This is a genomic window from Geodermatophilus sp. FMUSA9-8 (assembly GCF_037034165.1).
Lineage (GTDB): Bacteria > Actinomycetota > Actinomycetes > Mycobacteriales > Geodermatophilaceae > Geodermatophilus > Geodermatophilus nigrescens.
This window is the reverse complement of the sequence record NZ_JBAGKE010000006.1, coordinates 38,013-59,571: the sequence shown is the minus strand read 5'-3', so window position 1 is coordinate 59,571 and position 21,559 is coordinate 38,013. Positions and strand designations below refer to the sequence as shown.

Below are 21,559 nucleotides of genomic sequence, written 5' to 3'. Positions count from 1 at the left end.
TCACGCGGCGGCGCCCCGGCCGAGCCAGCGGTCGCGCAGCAGCAGCAGGGTGGCGACCGAGACGACGAGCAGGACGAGGGAGAGCACGATCGCTGCCTGCGGGTCGCGCTGCAGGGCGAGGTAGACGGCGAGCGGCATCGTCTGCGTGGTGCCGGGGAAGTTGCCGGCGAAGGTGATCGTGGCGCCGAACTCCCCGAGCGCGCGGGCCCAGCACAGCACCGCGCCCGCGGCGACGCCCGGCGCCACCAGCGGCAGGGTGACGCGGCGGAAGGTCGTCCAGCGGTCGGCGCCGAGGGTGGCGGCGGCGTCCTCGTAGCGGACGTCGGCGGCCCGGAGCGCGCCCTCGACGCTGATGACGAGGAACGGCATGGCCACGAACGTCTCGGCGATGACCACCGCCGTCGTGGTGAACGGGATGGTGATGCCGAAGGCGTCGTCGAGCCAGCTGCCGACGATCCCCTGCCGGCCGAGCACGAGGAACAGCGCGACGCCGCCGACCACCGGCGGCAGCACCAGCGGCACGGTGACCAGCGCGCGCAGCACCGACCGCCCGCGCGCCCGGGAGCGGGCGAGCACCCAGGCCAGCGGCACGCCGAGGACGACGGAGACGAGCGTGGCGAGCGTCGCCGAGACCAGCGACAGCCGCAGCGCCTGCCCGACGCCGGGCGCGGTGAGCAGGGCGCCGAGCTGCGACCAGGGCGTGCGGACCAGCAGCCCGGCCAGCGGCAGCACCAGGAAGGCGACGGCGAGGGCCGCCGGGACCAGCAGCGGCGCCGGGGTGCGGGCGCGCCTCACGGGGCCCGGAAGCCGGCGTCCTGCAGGGCCTGCTGCCCCTCGTCGGAGAGCACCAGGTCGACGAAGGCGCGGGCGGCGTCGGGGTTGGGCGCGCCGGCCAGCGTGCAGAGCGGGTAGTCGTTGACGGCGTCCTCGGCCTCGGGGACGGAGATGCCCTCGACGGCCTCGCCGGCGGCCACGACGTCGGTGGCGTAGACCAGCGCGGCGTCGACCTCGCCGAGCTCGACCTTCGTGAGCGCGGCCCGGACGTCCTCCTCCTGCGTGTCCGGGCGCGGGGTGACGCCGGCCGCGGCGAAGACGTCCTCGGCGGCGGCGCCGCAGGGCACGTCCGGCGCGCAGACGGCGAGGGCGAGCTCCTCGCGGGCGAAGTCGGCGAGGCCGGTGACGCCGGCGGGGTTGCCGGCGGGCACGGCGATCTGCAGGACGTTGGCGGTGAAGACGGTGGGGTCACCGTCGGCCAGGCCCGCGTCGGTCACGACCGACATCTGGGCGCCGTTGGCGGAGGCGAAGACGTCGGCCGGGGCGCCCTGGGTGAGCTGGGTGGCCAGCGCCGAGCTGCCGGCGAAGTTGAACTGCACGGTCAGCCCGTCGCTCTCCGCCTCCAACCGCTCGCCGAGGGCGGTGAAGACGTCGGTGAGCGAGGCGGCGGCGAAGACGGTGAGCGTGCCGGTGGGCCCGCCGTTCCCGCCGGTCGGCGTCGTGGCGGCCGCGCCGTCGTCGCCGCCTCCGCAGGCCGACGCCAGGGCCACCGCCGTCAGCACCGCGAGGACGCGTCCGCTCCGCATGCGCGGGACCCTAGCCCCTGCAGGTCCGCTGGTGCGGAACCACTACGGGACGTCGACGCTCACCTGCGTCGCCTTGACCGTCGCCACGGCGCGGACGCCGACCTCGAGGCCGAGCTCGTCGGCGGCCTCGCGGGACATGAGCGACACCAGCCGGAACGGGCCGGCCTGGATCTCGACCTGGGCCATCACGGTGTCGCGGAGGACGCGGGTGACGATGCCGGCGAGCCGGTTGCGCGCCGAGGAGCCCCGGGTGGTGCCGGGCTCGGGCGCCTCGTGCAGCTCGGTGGCCAGGCGGGCGAGGTCGGCGCCGTCGACGTGCGCCGGCCCGCCGCCCTCGCGCGAGGCGGGCAGGCGGCCGCTGTCGATCCACCGGCGCACCGTGTCGTCGCTGACCCCGAGCAGCGCCGCGGCCTCGGCGATCCGGTAGCTCGCGCTCACGCCGGGCGACCCTAGTCGCCGGGCCGCCGTCCGCTGACCCGTCCCGCGGAGGGACGGGCACGCGGTGTGCACACACCGCGCCCGGGGAGCCCGTGCTAGCGCGCTGCGTGCACACGGCGCGGGCCGGACGGGCGCGCGGGCGTTCCCGCGGGGACGCCGCCAGCCTCCCAGGGTCGGGCCACCTGCGTTCCGTTTGCCGATCACGGCGCCCGGGGAGTGGCAGCCGGTGTCACGCACCCCCAGCGAGAACCCCGCCGGCGGCTCGGCGTCCGTCCGCACCCGCCGGCTGCGCGAGAAGGCCCGCGCCGTCCTCGGCTTCGAGGAGTTCCGGCCGGGCCAGGAGCGCGCCATGCAGGCGGTCCTCGCCGGGCGGGACACCCTGGCCGTGCTGCCGTCCGGCGCCGGCAAGAGCGCCGTCTACCAGGTCGCCGGGCAGCTCGTCGACGGCCCCGTGGTGATCGTCTCGCCGCTCATCGCCCTCCAGCGCGACCAGGTCGAGCGGCTCGCGGAGCTCGGCGAGCGGGCCGGCCGCGCCGCCCAGCTGAACTCCAGCCTGTCGGCCGGCGACCAGCGCGCCGCCCTCGAGGGCCTGGCGGACGGAACGGTCCGCTTCCTCTTCCTCGCGCCCGAGCAGCTGACCAAGCCCGAGGTCGTCGACGCCGTCCGCGACGCCGGCCCGGCGCTGTTCGTCGTCGACGAGGCGCACTGCGTCTCCGCGTGGGGCCACGACTTCCGGCCCGACTACCTGCGGCTCGGCCAGGTCGTCGAGCAGCTCGGCCACCCGACCGTGCTCGCGCTCACCGCCACCGCCGCGCCCCCGGTGCGCGCCGAGATCGTCGAGCGGCTGTCCATGCGCGACCCCGAGGTCGTCGTCGCCGGGTTCGACCGTCCCGAGATCCGCCTGGAGGTCGACCACCACGCCGACGCGCACGGCAAGCGCGCCGCCGTCCTCGACCGGGCCGCGGGCGAGGTCGAGGCCGGCCGCGGCCCGGGCATCGTCTACAGCGCCACCCGCAAGGGCACCGTCGACCTCGCCGACGCCCTGACCGAGCGCGGCCTGCGCGCCCGGCCGTACCACGCGGGCCTGAAGAAGAGCGAGCGCGAGGACACCCAGCGCGCGTGGATGGACGACGAGCTCGACGTCGTCGTCGCCACCACCGCCTTCGGCATGGGCATCGACAAGCCCGGAACCCGCTTCGTCGTGCACGCCGAGCCGGCGGACTCCGTCGACAGCTACTACCAGGAGATCGGCCGGGCCGGCCGCGACGGCGAGCCCGCCCTCGCAGTGCTGGTCTACCGGCAGGAGGACCTCGGCCTGCGCCGGTTCTTCGCCGCCGGCGCCCCCGCCGAGGAGGAGCTGCAGCAGGTCGCCGGCCTCGTCGCCGCGGCGCCGGCGGCCGGCCTCGACGACGGCGTCGACGTCAAGACGCTGCGCGAGGAGACCGGCCGCGGCGCCACCCCGCTGGCCCGGGACCTCAACCTGCTCGAGCAGGTGTCCGCCGTGGTCCTCGACGACGAGGGCGCCGCCCACCCCGCCGAGGGCGCCCCCGCCCCGGGGGACGCCGCGGCCGCCGCGCGCGAGCTCGCCGAGCACCACGAGCGCGTCGACCAGAGCCGCGTCGAGATGATGCGCGGTTACGCCGAGACCACCGAGTGCCGCCGCCAGTACCTGCTCGGCTACTTCGGCGAGCAGCTCGAGGAGCCGTGCGGCAACTGCGACACCTGCTCGGCCGGCACCTCGCACGAGCAGCACGTCGGCGACGACACCGACACGCCCTTCCCGCCCGAGACGCCGGTGACCCACACCGAGTGGGGGCCCGGCGTGGTCATGCGGGTGGAGGACGACCGCGTCGTCGTGCTGTTCGAGGAGGTCGGCTACAAGACCCTGGCGCTCGAGGCGGTCGAGGCCAACGACCTGCTGCAGGTCCGCGGCGCCTGACGGGGCGGCGGGGGCGGGCGGGGGCCCCTGCGCGAGCGCGGGGACCCGGGCATGCTGTGCGGCACGTCACACCTCGACCGGAAGAGGGAGCCCATGGCCTCGACCCCGCGGTCGCCGCTCGGCGACGAGGCGCTCGACCAGCTGCTCGCGCACGCCCGCCTGGAGCTCGGCCCGGACCGGCGCACGGCCGCCACCCCCGCCGTGACCATGGTCCTGGGCCTCTACGACAGCCTCGACGCGATCGCGGTGGGCGAGACCCCGCCGGCCACCGGCTTCGACGCGCGGTGGGAGTGAGGACGTGCAGCCCTTCGAGCTGAGCATCGCCGAGGCCGCCCGGCAGATCGAGCAGCGCGCGCTGTCCCCGGTCGAGCTCGTGCAGTCCGCGCTCGACCGCATCGCGGAGGTCGAGGACCGCCTGGGCGCCTTCGTCGTCGTGACCGCCGACGAGGCGCTCGAGGCCGCCCGCCGGGCGGAGCAGGAGATCCGCGACGGCGGACACCGCGGCCCGCTGCACGGCATCCCCGTGGGCATCAAGGACCTCTACGACGTGGCCGGCCTCCCGACCACGTCCAGCTCCGCGGTGCGCTCGGGGCACGTCGCCACGGAGGACTCCGCCTGCGTGGCCCGGCTCCGCGACGCCGGGGCGGTGGTGGTGGGCAAGACGCACACCCACGAGTTCGCCTACGGGGTGCTCACGCCGACCACCCGCAACCCCTGGGACACCGGGCGCGTGCCGGGCGGCTCCAGCGGCGGGTCCGGGGCCGCGGTGGCCGGCGGGGAGTGCCTGATGGGGATGGGCACCGACACCGGTGGCTCGATCCGCATCCCGGCGTCCGTGTGCGGCACCGTCGGCCTCAAGCCGACCTACGGCCGGGTGTCCCGCGCCGGGGTCACCTCGCTGTGCTGGTCGCTCGACCACGCCGGGCCGCTCACGCGCACCGTGCGCGACGCGGCCCTCACGCTGCAGGCGATCGCCGGGTTCGACGCCCGCGACCCGGCTTCGGCGAAGGAGCCGGTCCCCGACTTCACGGCCGACCTCGACGCCGGTGTCGCCGGCCTGGTGCTCGGCGTCCCGGCCAACTACTTCTTCGACGACGTCGACCCCGAGGTGGAGGCGGCCGTCCGGGAGGCGATCGGCGTCCTCGAGGCCCGGGGGGCGCGGCTGCGGGAGGTGGAGATCCCCTACGCCGAGCAGATGATGGCCGTCGAGTTCGGGGTCCTCGTGCCCGAGGCCAGCGCCTACCACCAGGAGATGCTGCGGGAGTCCGGGGACCTCTACACCGACGACGTCCGGGTCTTCCTCGAGGCCGGCGAGACGGTGCTCGCCACGCAGTACATCAAGGCGCTGCGCGTCCGGACGCTGGTGCAGCAGGCCTTCCGCCGCGCGTTCGAGGGCATCGACGCGCTCGTGTGCCCGACCCTGCCCGCCGCCGCGGCCGCGGTGGGGCAGCAGACCTTCACCTTCCCCGGCGGCACGGAGAAGGCGGTCATCGACGCCTGGGTCGGGCACTCGGCCCCCGGCAACGTCACCGGCCTGCCGGCGCTGTCCGTCCCGTGCGGCTTCACCTCCGCCGGCCTCCCGATCGGGCTGCAGGTCATCGGCCGGCCGTTCGACGAGGCCGGCGTGCTCCGCGTGGGGCAGGCCTACGAGTCCGCGACCGACTGGGGCGCGCGGCGCCCCCCGCTGTAGGAGGACGCCGGCGCCCGGGACGTCAGCCGACCGGCAGCGCGCCCAGCGCCCGGCCGGCCTCGCGGGCGGCGCTCAGGGCCGCCATGTGCATCTCGGCGGCGGTGTCGGTGAAGGCGTCCAGCGCCGGGTTGACGCCGACCAGCGTGAACTCGCGCTCGACGACGGTCAGGTCGGCGCCCCAGACGTCGGCGAGGATCCGCCGCAGGTAGGCGGTGGAGTGGTCCCAGCCCTCGCGCGGGGTGCCGGCGCCGTAGGCCCCGCCGCGGACGGTGGCCAGCACGGTGGGCGTGCCGGCGAGCAGCGGCGCGGAGCCGCCGGCGGCGCGCGGGTCGGCGATGACCAGGTCCATCCACGCCTTCACGTGCTGCGAGACGCCGAAGTTGTAGAGCGGGACCGCGAGCAGCACGGCGTCGGCGCCCGTGAGCTCGTCGACGAGCGCGGCGCTCAGCGCGACCGCGGCGCGCTGCTCGGGGCTGCGCAGCTCCTCCGGGGTCTGGGCACCCGAGACGGCGGCGGCCCACGCGCCGGAGGGCAGCGGGTGGAGGCCGACGTGCCGGCGGACGACGTCGTCGCCGGGGTGGGACTGCCGCCACTCGGCCTCGACGACGTCGGCGATCTCGCGGCTGGCGGAGCCCTCGGGGCGGATGGTGGCGTCCAGGCGGAACAGGGTCACGGCGGTCTCCCAGGGAGGAGGTACGGGGGGGTCCCCGGGTGGCGACGCTGCCGGCGGGGCTCCTCCTACGTTCCGCCGTGAGATGTTCTGTGTCAAGAAGTTCTCAGGACGGACGTGTCCTTGGCCGCCTGGGTACCGTGGAGGGCGTGACCGCGACCGAGGACGACGCGAGCCCCGCGTCCGTGCACTCGGCCCTGTCCGGCGACCTGACCTGGCTGGTGCAGCGCGTGGGCAGCGGCCTGGTCGGCGCGATGGACCACGTCGCCCGCGTGCACGGCGGCAGCCTGCGCAGCGTCGTCGTCCTGCGGCTGCTGGCCGCGTGCCCGCCGGCCACCCAGCTCGCGCTCGGCTCGTCCGCGGGCCTGGACAAGACGACGGTCACCTCCGCCCTGGACGCGCTCGAGCGCGCCGGCTGGGCGGTGCGCCGCCCGTCGGCGCACGACCGCCGCGTCCGGCTGGCCGAGATCACCGACGCCGGCCGCGAGTGGCTGGCCGCCGTCGAGCCCGAGCTCACGCGGGTCGAGGACGAGCTGCTCGCCGACCTCCCCGCCGCCGACCGCGAGCACCTCGTGCGCACCCTCCACCGGCTCGCGGCCGGCCGGTTCGCCAGCGCCGCGCCTCCCGCGGGGTCCTGCGTCTAGGTCGCCCGACCGGGCTCCTCCCGCCGGCTCGTCCTGCGGGACCGCCGCCGCGCGCCGAAGATCAGCCGCAGAGAGCCGGGCACGTCGCCCGGTGCGGGAGGAGAGCGCACGTGAAGGTCCTCGGCATCAACGCCATCTACCACGACCCCGCGGCGGCGCTCGTCGTCGACGGCAGGGTCGTGGCCGCGGCCGAGGAGGAACGCTTCAGCCGGCGCAAGCACGGCAAGCGCCCGCTGCCCTGGAGCGCCTGGGAGCTGCCCGAGCTGTCGGCGGCGTGGTGCCTGAAGGAGGCCGGCATCCGCCCCGAGGAGCTCGACGCCGTCGCCTACTCCTTCGACCCCGCGCTCATGGGCACGCCGGAGGACTCCGGGCTGTTCGACGACGGCGACACGATGCGGAAGAAGTACGCCGAGATGGCGCCGAGCTTCCTCGCGCACGCCCTCCCCGGCCTGGACCCCGCGAAGGTGCGCTTCGTCAAGCACCACGTCGCGCACGCCGCCTCGGCCGGCAAGGCCGCCCCGCAGCGCGACAACGCCGTCCTGGTGCTCGACGGCCGCGGCGAGGCGCACAGCCACCTCGCCGGCCGCTACGTGGACGGGCAGCTCGAGGTGCTGGCCGGGCAGTCGCTCCCCCACTCGCTGGGCCTCATGTACGAGGAGCTCACCGACCACCTGGGTTTCCTGCGCAGCTCCGACGAGTTCAAGGTCATGGCGATGGCCTCCTACGGCAAGCCGCGCTTCCTCGGCGAGCTGTCCGAGCTCATCCGCGCCACCGGCGACGGCGGCTTCCGCACCGAGCGGATCGACTTCTCCGAGTTCGCCCCCCGCCTCGGGCGGGACGAGCAGTGGACCGAGGACCACGCCGACCTCGCCGCCAGCGTGCAGACGCGGCTGGAGGAGGTGCTGGTCGACCTCGCCCGCTGGGTGCACGAGCAGACCGGCTCGACGACCCTCACGATGGCCGGCGGCACCGCGCTCAACTGCGTGGCCAACACCCGGATCCTCGCCGAGAGCCCGTTCGAGCACGTCTGGGTGCAGCCGGCCGCCGGCGACGCCGGCACCGCCCTCGGCGCCGCCCTGCACGTGGCCGCCGAGCTGGGCGAGCGCACCGAGCCGATGCCGGGCGCGGCCCTGGGCCGCGGCTGGAGCGACGACGAGATCGAGCGCTGGCTGCAGACCGCCGCCATCGACTACGAGCGGCCCGACGACGTCGCCGAGGCCGTGGCCGAGGTGCTCGCCGACAACGGGATCGTCGCCTGGTTCCAGGGCCGCAGCGAGTACGGCCCGCGGGCGCTCGGCCACCGCTCGCTGCTCGCCCACCCCGGCTTCGAGGCCAACCTCGAGCGGATGAACGACGTCAAGGGCCGCGAGCAGTTCCGCCCCGTGGCGCCGATGGTGCTGCTGGAGAGGGCGCCGGAGATCTTCAGCCGGGGCCCGATCCCCTCGCCGTACATGCTCTTCGTGCACGACGTCGCCCCCGAGTGGCGGGACCGCATCCCCACGGTCACCCACGTCGACGGCACGGCGCGCATCCAGACGATCGACCCGGACACCGAGCCGCTGGTGCACCGGATGATCGCCGCGTTCGAGCGGCGCACGGGCCTGCCGGTCGTCGTCAACACCAGCCTCAACACCGCCGGGCGCCCGATGGTCGACGACCCCCGCGACGCCCTGGAGTGCTTCGGCTCCGCGCCGGTCGACCTGCTGGCCATCGGCCCGTTCGTCGTCCGCCGGCCGGTGCGCACGCCCCGCCCCGAGTAGTCCCCGAGCGGTCCGCCCCTCCCCGGACGGGGGAGGGGTGAACCGGATCGGCATCGGCTGCGAACCCCGTGTGCACGCCGCCCCCGGCAACGATCCGGCATCGGCGGTCCCCCGAACGGGGGTCCGGCGTTCCGGGCCGCCCAGCGGGGGTAGCCACCCAGGCGCCCGCCGCGACGGCGGGCGCACCACGGACACGGAGGAACGCACACGATGGCTACCACGGGGAACACCGGAGCCCGGCCGGGCATGACCTGGCCGCAGATGCTGGCACTGGCCTTCGGCGTCGTCTACCTGCTCGTCGGCATCGTCGGCTTCTTCATCACCGGCTTCGACGGGTTCGTCAGCAACCGCGCGGCCGACGGCAACGACGACATGCTGCTCTTCTTCATGATCAACCCGCTGCACAACATCGTGCACATCGTGATCGGCCTGGCCGGCATCGCGCTGTCCCGCACGCTGGCCGGCGCCCGCACCTACGGCTGGCTGCTCGCGGTCGGCTACGGCGCGGCGTTCGTCTACGGCCTCATCGCCGCCGGCCAGGACTGGGACTTCCTGAACATCAACGCCGCCGACAACGTGCTGCACATCGCCACCGCCGTCATCGGCCTGGTGATCGCCCTCGGGCCCGTGAACAACACGGTCGCCCGCCCCACGCGCGCCTAGTCGGAGGACCCTCCTGCCCCCACCGCTCGCACGCTCGCGGCGGGACCCTGCAGGAGGGCCGTTGCAGCACCTCACCCGAGCCGGTCCCCCGTCCGCGGGGGGCCGGCTCCGCTGCGTCCCGGCCCCCGAGAGGACGCCGCACGGACGCCGCACGGGAGCCGCACCCCGGCGCGACGACCCGTCCGCCGCGGTCTACCTTCCGACGCATGGACTTCGCCCTCTCCGCCCGAGCCGAGGACGTCTGCGGCCGGATGTGGGACTTCATGCGTGAGCAGGTCTTCCCCGCCGAACCCGTCTACGACGCGTGGCGCGCCGAGCGCGGCCACGACGACCACGGTCACCCGCCGGTCCTGGAGGACCTGAAGAAGGAGGCCCGCTCCCGGGGCCTGTGGAACCTCTTCCACCACGAGCTCGCGGGGCTGACGAACCTCGAGTACGCGTCGGTCGCCGAGATCAGCGGCTGGTCGCCCACCATCGCGCCCGAGGCGATCAACTGCGGCGCCCCCGACACGGGCAACATGGAGACGCTGATGCTGTTCGGGACGCCCGAGCAGAAGCAGCGCTGGCTCGACCCGCTGCTGGAGGGCGAGATCCGCTCCGGCTTCGCGATGACCGAGCCCGACGTCGCCTCCTCCGACGCGCGCAACATCCAGACGTCGATCGTCCGCGACGGCGACGAGTACGTGATCAACGGCCGCAAGTGGTGGACCACCGGCGCCGCCGACGAGCGCTGCCAGATCTTCATCGTCATGGGCAAGACCGACCCCGACGGCCCGCCGCACCGGCAGCAGTCGATGGTGCTGGTGCCCCGCGACACCCCGGGCCTGGAGATCGTCCGGCACCTGCCGGTGTTCGGGTACCAGGACCAGCACGGCCACTCGGAGCTGCGCTTCACCGACGTCCGGGTGCCGGTCACCAACGTCCTGGCCGGCGAGGGCGACGGGTTCATGATCGCCCAGGCCCGGCTCGGCCCCGGCCGCATCCACCACTGCATGCGCGCCATCGGCATGGCCGAGCGGGCGCTGATGCTCATGGTCGAGCGGTCCAAGCAGCGGGTCGCGTTCGGCCGCCCGCTGGCCGACCAGGGCACCGTGCGTGACGCCATCGCGCGCTCGCGCATCGAGATCGACCAGGCCCGCCTGTACGTGCTCAAGACCGCGGACCTCATCGACCGCTTCGGCGCCAAGGGCGCGCGCACCGAGATCTCGGCGATCAAGGTGGCGGCGCCGCAGGTCGCGCTCGACGTCATCGACCGCGCCATCCAGGTGCACGGCGGCGCCGGCGTCAGCAACGACACGGTGCTCGCCCGCTTCTACGCCAGCGCCCGCACGCTGCGGATCGTCGACGGCCCCGACGCGGTGCACATCCGCGGCGTGGCCAAGGAGGAGCTCGCCCGCGAGCGCCCCTGGGTGGGCTAGGCCCCGCACGCGACGGGCCCGGCACCTCGCGGAGGTGCCGGGCCCGTCGTCGTCCGGCTAGATCTGCAGGTTGCCGCCGATCGCGCCGCCGGCGAGCTTGGCCTGCAGCGTCGAGCGGTCCAGACCGGCCGCCTCGAGCGCGTCGGCGTGGGCGTCGGTGTCGATCTCGTCGGGCAGTTGCGCGTCGACGGCGTCGGCCCGGTCGTTGTCGCCCTCGGCCCGCAGCACCTTCACGAGCTCCTGCTTGCTCATCTTCACGCGCGTCTCCCGTCGTCGGACCCTGCGTCCCCCGGGAGTGTGGTGCCGGTCACGCGGCCGTCGCAAACGGGCGACCCGGTTCAGCGGGCGCGCGACCGCCGCAGCAGCACGGCGCCCGCGACCAGCAGCCCGGCGGCGAGGACGAGCTGCCCCGCGCCCACGCCGGACCGGCCGCTGCCGAACCAGGTGACCGACGTCAGCAGCAGCACGGCGCCGATGCCGAGCACCAGCAGCGCCACGAGCCGCTCGCGCCCGGCCGCCCGGCCGCCGTCCCGGCCGCCACCGTGGCCGGCGTCGCGACCGTCACCGCGACCGTCACCGCGACCGTCACTGCCCCGCGGTGCCCCGGTCATGTCGCCTCCGCTCCGGCCGGGCGCCCGCCGCGGCCTCCCCGAGCCAACCAGACGCCGCCACCGGCGTACGCGAGGTCTCGACAGGCAAGCACTCACTTGCGTATGGTCCGGGCGTGGGCGACGTGTTCAAGGCCCTCGCCGACCCGACCCGCCGCGCGCTGCTCGACGAGCTGCAGGACCGGGACGGCCAGACGTTGTTCGAGCTGTGCACCCGGCTGCTGCACCGGGGCGTCTCCTCGTCGCGTCAGGCCGTCTCCCAGCACCTCGACGTGCTCGAGCAGGCGGGGCTGGTCCGGCGGCGGCGGGAGGGGCGCTACACCTTCCACTCCCTGGACACCTCCCCGCTGCGCGCCATCACCGAGCGATGGCGCATCGACCCCGAGGAGGGCCCGTGCGGATCACCCTGACCAGCGTCCTGGTCGACGACCAGGAGAAGGCGCTGCGCTTCTACACGGAGGTGCTGGGCTTCGTGAAGAAGACCGAGGTCCCCCTCGGTGAGCACCGCTGGCTGACCGTCGTCTCGCCGGACGCGCCCGACGGCGTCGAGCTGGTCCTGGAGCCCGGCGCCCACCCGGCGGTGCCGCCGTTCAAGGAGGCGCTGGTCGCCGACGGCATCCCGTTCACCTCGTTCACCGTCGACGACGTGCACGCCGAGGCCGAGCGGCTCCGGGCGCTCGGGGTCCGGTTCACCCAGGAGCCGCTGGCCATGGGCCCGGTGACCACCGCCGTCTTCGACGACACCTGCGGCAACCTGATCCAGATCGCGAGCGTGCCCGCGGCCTGAGCGGTCAGCCCCGCCGCGGCGCTCAGCCGCGGCGGGTGGGGGGCTCGCCGGCCGCGAGCGCGGCCTGTGCCTGGGCCGGGTCGTAGGCACAGGCGTCGGCGATGTCGGAGGCCGGTGCCGCGCCCTCGACCGGCTGCGGCGGCGAGCCGTTGGGCACCTCGGCGCCCGAGGCGCTGGTGCCCGGGGCGGGCGCCGGCGCCGGGGTCGACGTCGCCGTGCCGGCGAGGGTGTCCTGGACGATCCGGCGCATCTTCGGGAAGTCGGGGTACGCCGGGTCGATCAGGCTGGTGTCGAACACGACGCTGCGCACCTCGGCGTCCTTGACCAGGAAGGCCAGGTCGACGAAGTCGTCCAGCGCCGAGCGCGGGATGTCGGTGCTGACGATGTCCTGCGTCGTCGCCGCCAGCTCCTGGTACTGCTCGAGCAGGGTGATCGGGTCGGCGGCGTCGATGATCGCGTCGATGGTGCAGCGCTGGCGGGCCATCCGGTCGTAGTCGGTGAGGCCGAACCGCCCGCGGGCGAAGTGCAGCGCCGTCTCGCCGTTCATCGTCTGGTCCGGCCCCGGCGCGATGTAGCCGTCGGGGAGGATGCCCAGCGTCGGCTCGCCGTTGATCGGCACGTAGTAGTTGACGTTGACGGTGATCCCGCCGAGCGCGTCGACCAGCCGGCTGAAGCCGTCGAGGTTGACCAGCACGAAGTAGTCGATGGGCAGGCCGAGGGCCTCGCCGACGCCGAGCTTGAGGAAGTCGGCGCCGGGGTCGTCGGTCGGGCCGAGGACGTCGGGGTGGTCGGCCGGGCCGTTGCGGTAGACGGCGTTGAGCAGGCTCTCGCTCTCGTTGCCGGACTCGAAGCCCTCCGGGTAGATCGCGGCCAGCGGGCTGTCGGCCGGGAAGGGCAGGTCCTCGAGGTTGCGGGGGAGGCTGAACAGCGTCGTCTCGCCGGTCTCGGTCTCGATGCTCGCGACGATGACCGTGTCGGTGCGCACGCCCTCCCGGCCCTCACCGCCGTCGCCGCCGAGGAGCAGCACGTTGACCCGCTCCTGGTCGCCGAAGGGATCCGGGGTGTCGACGACGGTGGCCGACTCGCGGTCCTCGGCGAAGACGCCCTCGAGCAGCCCGCGCTGCGCGGCGGCCACGGTGCCGACCCGGTAGGCCGGGTAGGCGACGGCCGCGACGAGCGCCGCGACGAGCAGCCCGCCGAGCAGGTGCCGGGGGCGGCTGCTGCGGCGCGGCAGCACCGACCGGTAGCCGGTGACGATGACCGCGACCCAGGCGACGGCGAGCACGGCGATGCCGGCGATCAGCCAGACGAGGCCGGTGGAGTCGACGGCGAGCTGCACCGCGCTGCGCCGGCCCGCGGTGGCCAGCCAGACGGCCCCGCCGACGAGCAGCAGGGCGACGAGGAGCACGGCCGCGCCGACGCGGCGCCGTCCCGAGGCCAGGAAGGCGGTGCCGGGGAGGGCGGCGTTGAGGGCCGTGAGCCCGAGGACGGAGGCCAGCGACCGGGACTCGCGACGCCCGTGCCGCGCCGGGCGCCCGCTCGTGGTGGCGGAGCGGCCCGGGGGGACGGGCGGCAGCTCGGGGGCCTCACCGATCGGGCGGGTGAGGTCCTGGTCGTCGGTCACGCGCGCACCCGGGACGGGACGGGTCCGCTCTCCTGGGCTCGGCTCGTCCGGGTTCCGGTCACCCGGCCATGATCCCACTGCCTGGAGGCGGTCACGACGGTTCCGTACCCCGCGGACCGACCGCGCACCCGATCGGACGTGAGATGCGTCTCCCCAGGTCACGGGCGGTGTCCGGCCGGGGGCCGCCCGTGACGGTCACCGCCGGGGCGAGGGTGTCGGCGCCGTCTCCTAGGCTCGGGTGCCGTGCGACTGGCCACCTGGAACGTGAACTCGATCCGCACCCGCGTCGACCGGGTGGCCGCCTGGCTGCAGCGCCGCGACGTCGACGTCCTGGCGCTGCAGGAGACCAAGTGCCGCGACGACCAGTTCCCCGAGGAGCGGTTCCGCGAGCTCGGCTACGAGGTCGCGCACGTCGGCCACTCGCAGTGGAACGGCGTCGCCGTCCTGTCCCGGGTGGGGCTCGCCGACGTCGAGGTCGGGTTCCCCGGCATGCCCACCTGGGCGGCCAAGGAGGGCGCCGAGCCCGCCGCCGAGGCGCGTGCCGTCGGCGCCACCTGCAACGGGGTGCGGGTGTGGAGCCTCTACGTGCCCAACGGCCGCCAACTCGGCGACCCGCACTACGACTACAAGCTCGAGTGGCTCTCGGCGCTGCGCACCGCGGCGGGCGGCTGGCTGGCCGCCGATCCCGCGGCGCAGGTGGCGCTGGTCGGTGACTGGAACATCGCCCCGCAGGACGACGACGTGTGGGACATGTCGGTGTTCTCGCACTCCACGCACGTCTCCGAACCCGAGCGGGCCGCGTTCCGCGCCGTCGTGGAGGCCGGTTACGCCGACGTCGTCCGCCCGCTGGCGCCCGGCCCCGGCGTCTACACGTACTGGGACTACACGCAGCTGCGCTTCCCGCGCCGCGAGGGGATGCGGATCGACTTCCAGCTCTGCTCCCCCGCGCTGGCCGGCCGCGTGACGAATGCCCTGATAGATCGCGAGGAACGCAAGGGCAAGGGCGCGAGCGACCACGCACCGGTGGTCGTGGAGCTCAGTGACTGAAGGGCGACCGGAGCCCGTGGGGCACATCTGGGGCACAGGAGAACGCCCCGTCGTCCCACGCTGCGTCGACAGCGCGTCGGGTCCGGTCCTCGCTGTCGGGCATCAGGTGGCCGTAGGTGCTGAGGATCAGCGAAGCGTCCTCGTGCCCGAGTCGCTCGGCGACGGCGATGATGGACTCCCCCGCTGCGAGGAGCAGCGAGGCGAAGTGGTGTCGCAGGTCGTGACTGGTGGTCCCGGCCGGTAGGCCGGCGGCGGCCACCGCGCGGCGGAAGAGCTGGTGGCCGTAGTACATGTGCCCGAGCGGCGTGCCGGCCGTGGTGGTGAAGACCGTGCCGTCGGCGCCGGCCGGATGGGCGGCCAGGTGCTCAGCCAGGGACTGGAGGACGACCCGGGGAGCCGGGATCGTCCGCCTCGATCTGGGGGTCTTCGGCTCGCTGCGGACCTTGCTACCGCTCGTGAACTGGTACTCGATGCGGACGGTGCGCCGGAGGAAGTCGACGTCGTCCACACGGAGGGCCAGCAGCTCGCCGATGCGCAGGCCGAGCCCCGCCTGGGTGATGACCATGGCGCGGTACCGGGCCGGCATGGCCTCCGCCAGGGCTCGGACCTCGACGACCGTCAGCGGCACGACCCGGGGCCGATCGACACGAGGTAGGGAGATCCGGACGACCGGGGACGACGGGACGATCCGGTCCAGGACCGCCGCGCCGTACACCGACCGCAGGAGGCCGACGAGGCTCCGGACGGTCGCCGGTGCGAGCACCGTGGCGCGGTCCGACGCCCAGCCCTGCACCTCGCTCGGCTTGAGCTCGGTCAGCCGGCGGCGGCCGAGCCGGGTGCTGGCGATGTGGTTCTCGATGAGTCCGGCAGTTCGCCGGGCCGTCGTCGGCCGGTGTGGACGGGACGCCGCCCACTGACGGGCGTAGTCCACGACGGTGATGGGGTTCGAGGCGTCGACGTACTGGCCCCGTGCCATGTCCGCCTCGACGGCGGCCGCGAAGCGCTTGGCCTCGACCAGGCGCGTGAAGGCCTTCTTCCGTTGACTGCCACCGGGGTCGCGCCATCGGACCACCCACGTCACCCGACTGCGGTCCGTCCGCTTCACCACGCTCGCCACAAGTGACTCCCAGACCTTCGGCGGCTTAACCACGGTCCGCGGGCGACGTCACGGGCGTCCGAAGTCCCGCCCACGCCTCCTCACGCTCGCGGCCGTCCGGGTCAGCCGGACGACTACCAGGACCTAGCGCTCTCAGAAGGGCGGCGCAGGTATCCCGGCTCATCTGTGGACGGGCGCCGCGCTGTGAATAGCGGGACCTCGTCACGGTGTCTGGCACGTCTCCAGGACTTCTGCAGGCGCGGCGAGAGGGTTCCTCGGGATTACTGGAGAAGCTCCTGTTGGCGGGGACCGGCGGGGGGTCGTCCGACTGAGCCGATAGCAACCGCCGGGGTCGTCCCCTGGTTGCGCCGCGTCCGGTGACCTGGACTTCGGAGCGTCGCGGCCGGACGGCATGGTCGCGACGGCAGGATCTCCGGCATCGAGTGGCCGCGCTACCGACGGCCCCTGCGAAGGAGGACCGTGCGCGTCTACCGACCGCTCATGGCCGGGCTGGCGGCCTTGGCCGCAGTTGGGCTCTCGGGCTGCACGTCGTCCAACGACACAGCGCAGACGACACCGAGCAGCTCTCCGTCCCCTTCAGCTGCGGTGACGCCCACAGCTCCTCCGCCGCAGCCGGCGCCGGTCGGGGACGTCCCCGTCATCCGCGACGCCGGCTACGCCGATGCGGTGGGGACGTTCGGTGAGGACCAGGTGCTCCAGGCGGTGGCTGACCACGCCCGGATCGCCCGCATTGCCCTCGCCGACTGCGTGCGCTGGACCACCGGCGAGATGGATCCCCAGCTGGCAAGCTTGGTCAGTCCCAAGCTGCTGAGTCGCGTCGAGCAGGAGCTGCAGCGTCCGCCCGGTTATCCCCCATCCCTCCTGTCCAACCTGCCCGATGACGACGGCAACGGGCACGACCTCGCCGCGGCCGCTAGATCCGGATGCGACGGCAGCGCCCCGATGCGTTACGACACGGGCATGCACCCCAACGCCGTGCACGTCGACCGCAGCGGCGCTCAGCCGCAGCTCGTGCAGGTCGCCAGCTACGCCATGACCGTGACCTTCGGGGACACCGTCGTCGGCGCCGGGCAGGACTGGGTGCTCACCTCGACGCCAACCGCCACCGGCTGGCATCTCACTGATGCAGAACCCAGCGCCAACGTGAACTGGTTCCCGAGCGCGCCGAGCTGACCTCGGCATCCGCCGCCCTCCGGCGGCTCAAGCACGCGGCGATCGGGCCTCAGCTGAGCCAGTCGACGCGGCCGCCGTGCGGTGCGGTGTGCGCCAACGGCCGGCCGTCGAGGGACAGGACGAAGTACGGTCCCCAGCCGCCCGGGTAGGACTGTCCGGTGCCGGGAACGATGCCGGCTCCCTCCTGCGCCACCCAGCGCACCGGGAGCGCGCGCACCCGGTCGACGAAGGCGGCTCGGCGGTCGTCGTCGAGGTAGGGCAGCACGGCGGTGTGCAGGACGACCGGCGTCGCGCCGCTGGGTACAAGTGCGAGGGCGTCGTCCAGCCGGTCGAGCAGGTCCCCGGCCAGGAGGGTGGGCGGCTCCTGGGCGACGATCGCCGCGGCCGCGTCGAGCCGCTGCAGTCGCTCGGCCTCGACCGGGCCGGGCCACACCAGGGCGCGCAGCCAGTCGAGGTCGTCAGGGTCGGTCACGTCGAGGGGGTCGAGGTCGAGGCCGATCCGAGCAACGACCTCGGGCGGCGTGGCCGGCACCGGCACCGGGCCGTTGGTCGTGCAGCGGAGCCACAGCCGCCCGGCCGGTCCGACGGGGTGGCCGTCGTACTCGTAGCTGTACCGGTCGGGGTAGAGGCACAGGCCGGCCGAGGCCCCGACCTCCACGCGGGCGAGCGGGCCGTCGATCTCGGCGAGGGCGGGCAGCAACCCGGTGCACCTGGCGGGCTCGTTGGTTTGCGTCGCCCGGGAGAGCACCGTGTCCCGCAGCCGGTCCGCGTCGGACGTCACCCGCTCGTGCACCTCGACGCCGTCGGCCGGGACGCCGCCGAGGAAACGCAGCGCGGCGAGGAACAGCGTGGGGTGCCGCTTCCCTTCCGGGAGGTCGGCGAGGAACCCCAGGACCTCCCGGTCGCCCGCGATGGCGGTCGCCAGCGCCGAGTAATGCGGCGACTCAGCGGCCGATTCCGCACTGAAGGCCTCGTACTGCTCGGCGAGCCGCTCGGATCCGGGGCTCACGCTCACGTTGGCATCGTGCCGAGGCATGACCCCTTCCGCATGGCCGTGGGCTCGGAAGAACGGCGAGCGACCGACCGTCCTCGCTAATCGGTCGACCGCAGCTACGCCCCTCGAAGTACTGCAGAAGGCAAAGACCACGAGGCGTCACACCTCATGCACTTCAGGTTCGATGGGTGTTGCCCCGGCGTCGACGGGGTCCGCGCCGCCGTTGGGAAGGCTCGACCTCATGCTGCCCGACCCGCGGGTTGAGGCTTTCTGAGTGGGTGCCTCCCGGCGGCGGTTGTGTCCGGGCAGGTGACGCTCGATAGAGGCGTGAGGACGCCGTCGCGGAGTCCTGTGAAGTGCCTGCGCGCTGCCCGGCGGCGGTCGTGACACGAGGACCGGAGGTCCGGGTGTTTGCAGGCATCGACAGTCACAAGGACACCTTGGCGGTGGCCGTCATCGACGACACCGGCCGGCCGGTGGTGGTCCGCCGGCTGGGCAACGACGCGGCCGGCTTCACCGCCCTGGCCGGGCTCGTCGCCGATTACCGGGTGCGGCGGGTCGGGATCGAGGGCTCGACCAACTTCGGCTGGGCCGCTGCGATGCACCTGGCCGAGCACCTGGCCGGAGCCGGCGTGACCGTGGTGGAGGTGCCGCCGGGGCTCACCTCGCGGGAACGGGCGGGCCGGCCGGGTGCGGGCAAGACCGATCCGGTCGATGCGGTGGCGATCGCCCGGATCACCGCCCGGGAGGAGAACCTGCCGCCGGTGCGGCCGATGGAGGGGCTGCCGGCGGACCTGCGGGTGCTGATGGACTACCGCGCCCAGCTCATCGACGAGCGCACCGCGCTGGCCAACCGGGTGCATGCCGAGTTGGGCTGGCTGCGGCCGGGCTACCAGCGCGCCCTGCCCCGGCTGACCAGCCCGACCCATCTGCGCACCGCGCTGGCGCTGCTGGACGGCGACCGGAGCATCCGGGCGGGCGTGACCCGCACCCGGCTGGCGCGGATGCTGGCCATCACCGCCGAGCTCGCCGGCCTGCGCGCCCAGATCAGCGAGCTGGTGGACCGCTCGGGCACCACGCTGACCGGCATCTACGGCATCGGCATCTTCGTCGCCGCCCGGATCCTGGCCGAGGTCGTCGACGTTCGCCGCTACGCCTCCCGGCATGCCTTCGCCGCCGCGAACGGCTCCGCGCCGATCCCGGCCTCCTCCGGCCGGACGGTGCGGCACCGGCTCAACCGGGGCGGCAACCGGCAACTGAACCGCGCGCTCTACACCATCGCGATCACCGAGATCCGCGCCGACACCGAAGGACGCGCCTACTACCAGCGCAAACGCGCCGAAGGAAAGACCGGACGCGAAGCGCTGCGCTGCCTGAAACGCCGGCTCTCCGACGTCGTCTACCGCACCCTGCGCGCCGACCAAGCCCTCGCTCGACCGCTGACCGCGGCGGCCTGAAGGGCGGTGGGCGCGAGGCCGGCAACGGGACACGACCAACGACCCGAAGGCCAGCTGCGCGGCAGGACTCCCAGTCCCGATCCTGCTCTTCGCTCGAGCCTGACTCCCGCGCCCACCGCGCTGACAACGCTACGGCCGACCGCGGACTGGACATAGAGGCCCACTTGGTGTACTTCGACCGCTTCGTCATCGATGGCGGGGTGCTCGCGGGCGTCACCGGCGAGGCTCGACCTCATGTTGCCCAGCGCGATCGAGTGGCCGGTACCAGTGAGTGCCCGCCGGTGACGTTCACCGATGTCTCGGGCGGTTGACGCCTGATAGGAGCGCCGGCTGCTACAGCCACCAAGTGCATGCGCTGCGCCCGGGCGTCGGTGCTCCGTGAGCCGGGCGCGGCGGAAGGAGTCGGCGTGCATGCCGGCATCGACACCCACAAAGACACCCTGGCCGTGGCGGTCATTGATGACGCCGGCCGGCCGCTGGTGGTCACTGAGCTGGCCAACACCGAGGCCGGCTTCGCCGCGCTGGAAAAGCTGCTCGCCAAGCATGTCGTCCAGCGGGTGGGGATCGAGGGCTCGGGCAACTACGGCCGCGGCACCGCGGTCCACCTGGTGCTCACCGGCCCGGCCCGAGGTCGTCGAGGTGCCACCGTCACTGACCAGCCGGGAGCGGTCGGCCCGGCCGGGCGCGGGCAAGACCGACCCGACTGATGCGGTCGCGATCGCCCGGCTCACCGCCCGCGAACCCGGGCTGCCACCGGTGCGGCTGGCGGTCGGTCAGGCCGCCGATCTGCGGGCGCTGGCCGACTACCGCGCTCAACTGGTCGATGAGCGCACCGCACTGGCCAACCGCACTCACGCCGAGCTGCACGGCCTGTTGCCCGGCTACCAAGCCCGGATCCCGCGGCTGACTGCGCCCACCTTCATCACCCGGGCCAGTGAACTGATCGCCGCCCAGACCAGCGTGCGGGCAGCCCTGACCCGCCGCCGGCTCGCCCGGCTGACCGAGCTGACCGCCGAGATCGGCGAGGTCACCGACCTGATCACCGCCGCAGTGGCCAAGGTCGACACCGGCCTGACCGGCCTCTACGGCCTGGGACCGATCGGTGCCGCCACCATCCTCGGCGAGGTGGCCGACGTGCGCCGCTACCGCTCCCGTCACGCCTTCGCCGCGGCCAACGGCACCGCCCCGATCCCGGCCTCCTCCGGCCGCACCAGCCGGCATCGACTCAACCGCTCGGGCAACCGCACGCTCAACCGGGTGCTCTACACGATGGCGATCACCCAGATCCGTGCCGACACCGAGGGCCGCGCCTACTACCTGCGCAAACGCGCCGAAGGAAAGACCGGACGCGAAGCGCTGCGCTGCCTCAAACGACGCCTTTCCGACGTGGTCTACAAGACCCTGCACGCCGACCTCGCCGCCGGGCGGGCACCAACCGCAGCGGGACGGTGAGTGCGGCAGCGGCAAGGAGGACGCGTCGATACGGCCGAAGCCAGCTGCGCGACAGGCTCTCAGTCCCAGACCTGCTCTTCGCTGCGGCCAGTCCACCGCACCCACCGCCACTCCGAACGCTACGCCCGACCGGCGTTGACACATAGGAGCTCACTGTCGGGCTAGCAACTCGTTGTAACGAGTAGCCAAGGCGGCAACAACTTGCGGATGCGCACCCCGTCTCGGCTACGGGGCGGCTCGTCGTACCGCAAGCGCACGAGGTCCGTATCTGTGTGACCTCGAAGTCTTGGACTGCGGAAGGAAGCACTGGCCAGGAGTCGGCCTAAGCGCCGCTGAGGGTCCTCGGGGTCTCAGAGCGGCTGTGGAGGGCTCACGTCGGCCGACGATGGCCACCCGGCGCTTCGGGGGAGTGCTCAGAGACTTCTGCGACCCCCGCGGATGCCTGGCATCCCGTGTCGCTCCTGGTTGCGTTCCCACTGGGGACCCCCCCGAGGTTCG

At 74.0% G+C, this 21,559-nt stretch carries 24 protein-coding genes; 15 read left to right on the top strand and 9 right to left on the bottom strand.

What is annotated here, in order from left to right:
* From WA616_RS13705 to WA616_RS13695, 3 genes are read right to left on the bottom strand one after another with little or no spacing between them, the layout of a single operon-like run.
* The gene (locus tag WA616_RS13705) at positions 1-795 is read right to left on the bottom strand and encodes an ABC transporter permease (RefSeq protein WP_073422662.1); all 795 of its coding nucleotides are present in this window, start codon (positions 793-795) and stop codon (positions 1-3) included.
* Positions 792-1,580, bottom strand: a complete 789-nt coding sequence (gene modA / locus WA616_RS13700; protein ID WP_336030601.1) for a molybdate ABC transporter substrate-binding protein — start codon at positions 1,578-1,580, stop codon at positions 792-794. Before modA ends, WA616_RS13705 begins: the two co-directional genes overlap by 4 nt.
* A 42-nt stretch (positions 1,581-1,622) precedes the next feature.
* Positions 1,623-2,018, bottom strand: a complete 396-nt coding sequence (locus WA616_RS13695) for a TOBE domain-containing protein (protein WP_073422664.1) — start codon at positions 2,016-2,018, stop codon at positions 1,623-1,625.
* Between the two features lie 226 nt (positions 2,019-2,244).
* Here WA616_RS13695 and WA616_RS13690 point away from each other — a divergent pair, with 226 nt between their 5' ends.
* The 3 genes from WA616_RS13690 (at position 2,245) to WA616_RS13680 (ending at position 5,647) form a co-directional block, all read left to right on the top strand.
* Positions 2,245-3,957 carry a RecQ family ATP-dependent DNA helicase gene (locus WA616_RS13690; RefSeq protein WP_336030600.1) on the top strand — a complete coding sequence of 571 codons (1,713 nt, stop codon included), beginning with the start codon at positions 2,245-2,247 and terminating at the stop codon, positions 3,955-3,957.
* Positions 3,958-4,050: 93 nt separating this feature from the next.
* On the top strand, positions 4,051-4,251 hold the full coding sequence (locus WA616_RS13685; RefSeq protein ID WP_073422666.1) for a hypothetical protein: 201 nt from the start codon (positions 4,051-4,053) through the stop codon (positions 4,249-4,251).
* A gap of 4 nt (positions 4,252-4,255) precedes the next feature.
* Positions 4,256-5,647 carry an amidase gene (locus WA616_RS13680; RefSeq protein ID WP_336030597.1) on the top strand — a complete coding sequence of 464 codons (1,392 nt, stop codon included), beginning with the start codon at positions 4,256-4,258 and terminating at the stop codon, positions 5,645-5,647.
* Between the two features lie 22 nt (positions 5,648-5,669).
* On the opposite strand, the gene WA616_RS13675 is transcribed toward WA616_RS13680, so the two are convergent.
* Positions 5,670-6,320, bottom strand: a complete 651-nt coding sequence (locus WA616_RS13675) for an FMN-dependent NADH-azoreductase (protein ID WP_336030595.1) — start codon at positions 6,318-6,320, stop codon at positions 5,670-5,672.
* 146 nt (positions 6,321-6,466) lie between these two features.
* Here WA616_RS13675 and WA616_RS13670 point away from each other — a divergent pair, with 146 nt between their 5' ends.
* From WA616_RS13670 to WA616_RS13655, 4 genes are all read left to right on the top strand, one after another.
* Entirely contained in the window at positions 6,467-6,961 is a 495-nt protein-coding gene (locus WA616_RS13670; RefSeq protein WP_217651356.1) for a MarR family winged helix-turn-helix transcriptional regulator, read from the top strand.
* Between the two features lie 110 nt (positions 6,962-7,071).
* Positions 7,072-8,721 (top strand): carbamoyltransferase family protein, encoded by a 1,650-nt coding sequence (locus WA616_RS13665; protein ID WP_336030591.1) that lies wholly within the window; start codon positions 7,072-7,074, stop codon positions 8,719-8,721.
* Positions 8,722-8,931: 210 nt separating this feature from the next.
* Complete coding sequence (locus WA616_RS13660; protein ID WP_336030590.1) at positions 8,932-9,384, top strand: DUF4383 domain-containing protein; 453 nt, start codon at positions 8,932-8,934, stop codon at positions 9,382-9,384.
* Positions 9,385-9,590: 206 nt separating this feature from the next.
* A complete protein-coding gene (locus tag WA616_RS13655) occupies positions 9,591-10,802 on the top strand; it encodes an acyl-CoA dehydrogenase family protein (RefSeq protein ID WP_073422671.1) in 1,212 nt (403 codons plus the stop codon).
* Positions 10,803-10,859: 57 nt separating this feature from the next.
* Here WA616_RS13655 and WA616_RS13650 read toward each other — a convergent pair whose 3' ends face one another.
* Together WA616_RS13650 and WA616_RS13645 are read right to left on the bottom strand one after the other, a co-directional pair.
* Positions 10,860-11,054, bottom strand: a complete 195-nt coding sequence (locus WA616_RS13650; RefSeq protein ID WP_245794889.1) for a hypothetical protein — start codon at positions 11,052-11,054, stop codon at positions 10,860-10,862.
* 86 nt (positions 11,055-11,140) lie between these two features.
* The gene (locus WA616_RS13645) at positions 11,141-11,413 is read right to left on the bottom strand and encodes a hypothetical protein (RefSeq protein WP_336030588.1); all 273 of its coding nucleotides are present in this window, start codon (positions 11,411-11,413) and stop codon (positions 11,141-11,143) included.
* Between the two features lie 113 nt (positions 11,414-11,526).
* Here WA616_RS13645 and WA616_RS13640 point away from each other — a divergent pair, with 113 nt between their 5' ends.
* Together WA616_RS13640 and WA616_RS13635 are read left to right on the top strand one after the other, a co-directional pair.
* Positions 11,527-11,820, top strand: a complete 294-nt coding sequence (locus tag WA616_RS13640) for an ArsR/SmtB family transcription factor (RefSeq protein WP_073422673.1) — start codon at positions 11,527-11,529, stop codon at positions 11,818-11,820.
* A complete protein-coding gene (locus tag WA616_RS13635) occupies positions 11,805-12,197 on the top strand; it encodes a VOC family protein (RefSeq protein ID WP_073422674.1) in 393 nt (130 codons plus the stop codon). Before WA616_RS13640 ends, WA616_RS13635 begins: the two co-directional genes overlap by 16 nt.
* A 22-nt stretch (positions 12,198-12,219) precedes the next feature.
* Here WA616_RS13635 and WA616_RS13630 read toward each other — a convergent pair whose 3' ends face one another.
* Positions 12,220-13,821 carry an LCP family protein gene (locus WA616_RS13630; RefSeq protein WP_336030587.1) on the bottom strand — a complete coding sequence of 534 codons (1,602 nt, stop codon included), beginning with the start codon at positions 13,819-13,821 and terminating at the stop codon, positions 12,220-12,222.
* Between the two features lie 243 nt (positions 13,822-14,064).
* Here WA616_RS13630 and WA616_RS13625 point away from each other — a divergent pair, with 243 nt between their 5' ends.
* Entirely contained in the window at positions 14,065-14,868 is an 804-nt protein-coding gene (locus WA616_RS13625) for an exodeoxyribonuclease III (RefSeq protein ID WP_336030585.1), read from the top strand.
* Here WA616_RS13625 and WA616_RS13620 read toward each other — a convergent pair.
* Positions 14,858-15,949, bottom strand: coding sequence for a tyrosine-type recombinase/integrase (locus tag WA616_RS13620; protein WP_336030584.1), 1,092 nt, complete (start codon positions 15,947-15,949; stop codon positions 14,858-14,860). The two genes, WA616_RS13625 and WA616_RS13620, sit on opposite strands and share 11 nt — an antisense overlap.
* Positions 15,950-16,444: 495 nt before the next feature.
* Between WA616_RS13620 and WA616_RS13615 the strand changes: the two genes are divergently transcribed.
* Positions 16,445-17,158 carry a hypothetical protein gene (locus WA616_RS13615; RefSeq protein WP_336030581.1) on the top strand — a complete coding sequence of 238 codons (714 nt, stop codon included), beginning with the start codon at positions 16,445-16,447 and terminating at the stop codon, positions 17,156-17,158.
* A 49-nt stretch (positions 17,159-17,207) separates the two neighbouring features.
* Here WA616_RS13615 and WA616_RS13610 read toward each other — a convergent pair whose 3' ends face one another.
* Complete coding sequence (locus WA616_RS13610) at positions 17,208-18,173, bottom strand: DUF2332 domain-containing protein (protein ID WP_336030579.1); 966 nt, start codon at positions 18,171-18,173, stop codon at positions 17,208-17,210.
* Positions 18,174-18,559: 386 nt separating this feature from the next.
* Between WA616_RS13610 and WA616_RS13605 the strand changes: the two genes are divergently transcribed.
* The 4 genes from WA616_RS13605 to WA616_RS13590 all read left to right on the top strand — a co-directional run bounded on the left by WA616_RS13605 (position 18,560) and on the right by WA616_RS13590 (position 21,061).
* Positions 18,560-19,609 (top strand): IS110 family transposase, encoded by a 1,050-nt coding sequence (locus WA616_RS13605; protein WP_336030577.1) that lies wholly within the window; start codon positions 18,560-18,562, stop codon positions 19,607-19,609.
* A 167-nt stretch (positions 19,610-19,776) separates the two neighbouring features.
* Entirely contained in the window at positions 19,777-19,920 is a 144-nt protein-coding gene (locus WA616_RS13600; RefSeq protein WP_336030575.1) for a hypothetical protein, read from the top strand.
* A gap of 96 nt (positions 19,921-20,016) precedes the next feature.
* On the top strand, positions 20,017-20,316 hold the full coding sequence (locus tag WA616_RS13595; protein WP_336030573.1) for an IS110 family transposase: 300 nt from the start codon (positions 20,017-20,019) through the stop codon (positions 20,314-20,316).
* Positions 20,249-21,061 carry an IS110 family transposase gene (locus WA616_RS13590; protein ID WP_336030571.1) on the top strand — a complete coding sequence of 271 codons (813 nt, stop codon included), beginning with the start codon at positions 20,249-20,251 and terminating at the stop codon, positions 21,059-21,061. Before WA616_RS13595 ends, WA616_RS13590 begins: the two co-directional genes overlap by 68 nt.
* The last annotated feature ends 498 nt before the right edge of the window (positions 21,062-21,559 follow it).

Coding starts and splice junctions, on each gene's coding strand:
- WA616_RS13660 (WP_336030590.1), top strand. CDS start 8,932: ATGGCTACCACGGGGAACACCGGAGCCCGGCCGGGCATGACCTGGCCG.
- WA616_RS13685 (WP_073422666.1), top strand. CDS start 4,051: ATGGCCTCGACCCCGCGGTCGCCGCTCGGCGACGAGGCGCTCGACCAG.
- WA616_RS13650 (WP_245794889.1), bottom strand. CDS start 11,054: ATGAGCAAGCAGGAGCTCGTGAAGGTGCTGCGGGCCGAGGGCGACAAC.
- modA (WP_336030601.1), bottom strand. CDS start 1,580: ATGCGGAGCGGACGCGTCCTCGCGGTGCTGACGGCGGTGGCCCTGGCG.
- WA616_RS13645 (WP_336030588.1), bottom strand. CDS start 11,413: ATGACCGGGGCACCGCGGGGCAGTGACGGTCGCGGTGACGGTCGCGGT.
- WA616_RS13655 (WP_073422671.1), top strand. CDS start 9,591: ATGGACTTCGCCCTCTCCGCCCGAGCCGAGGACGTCTGCGGCCGGATG.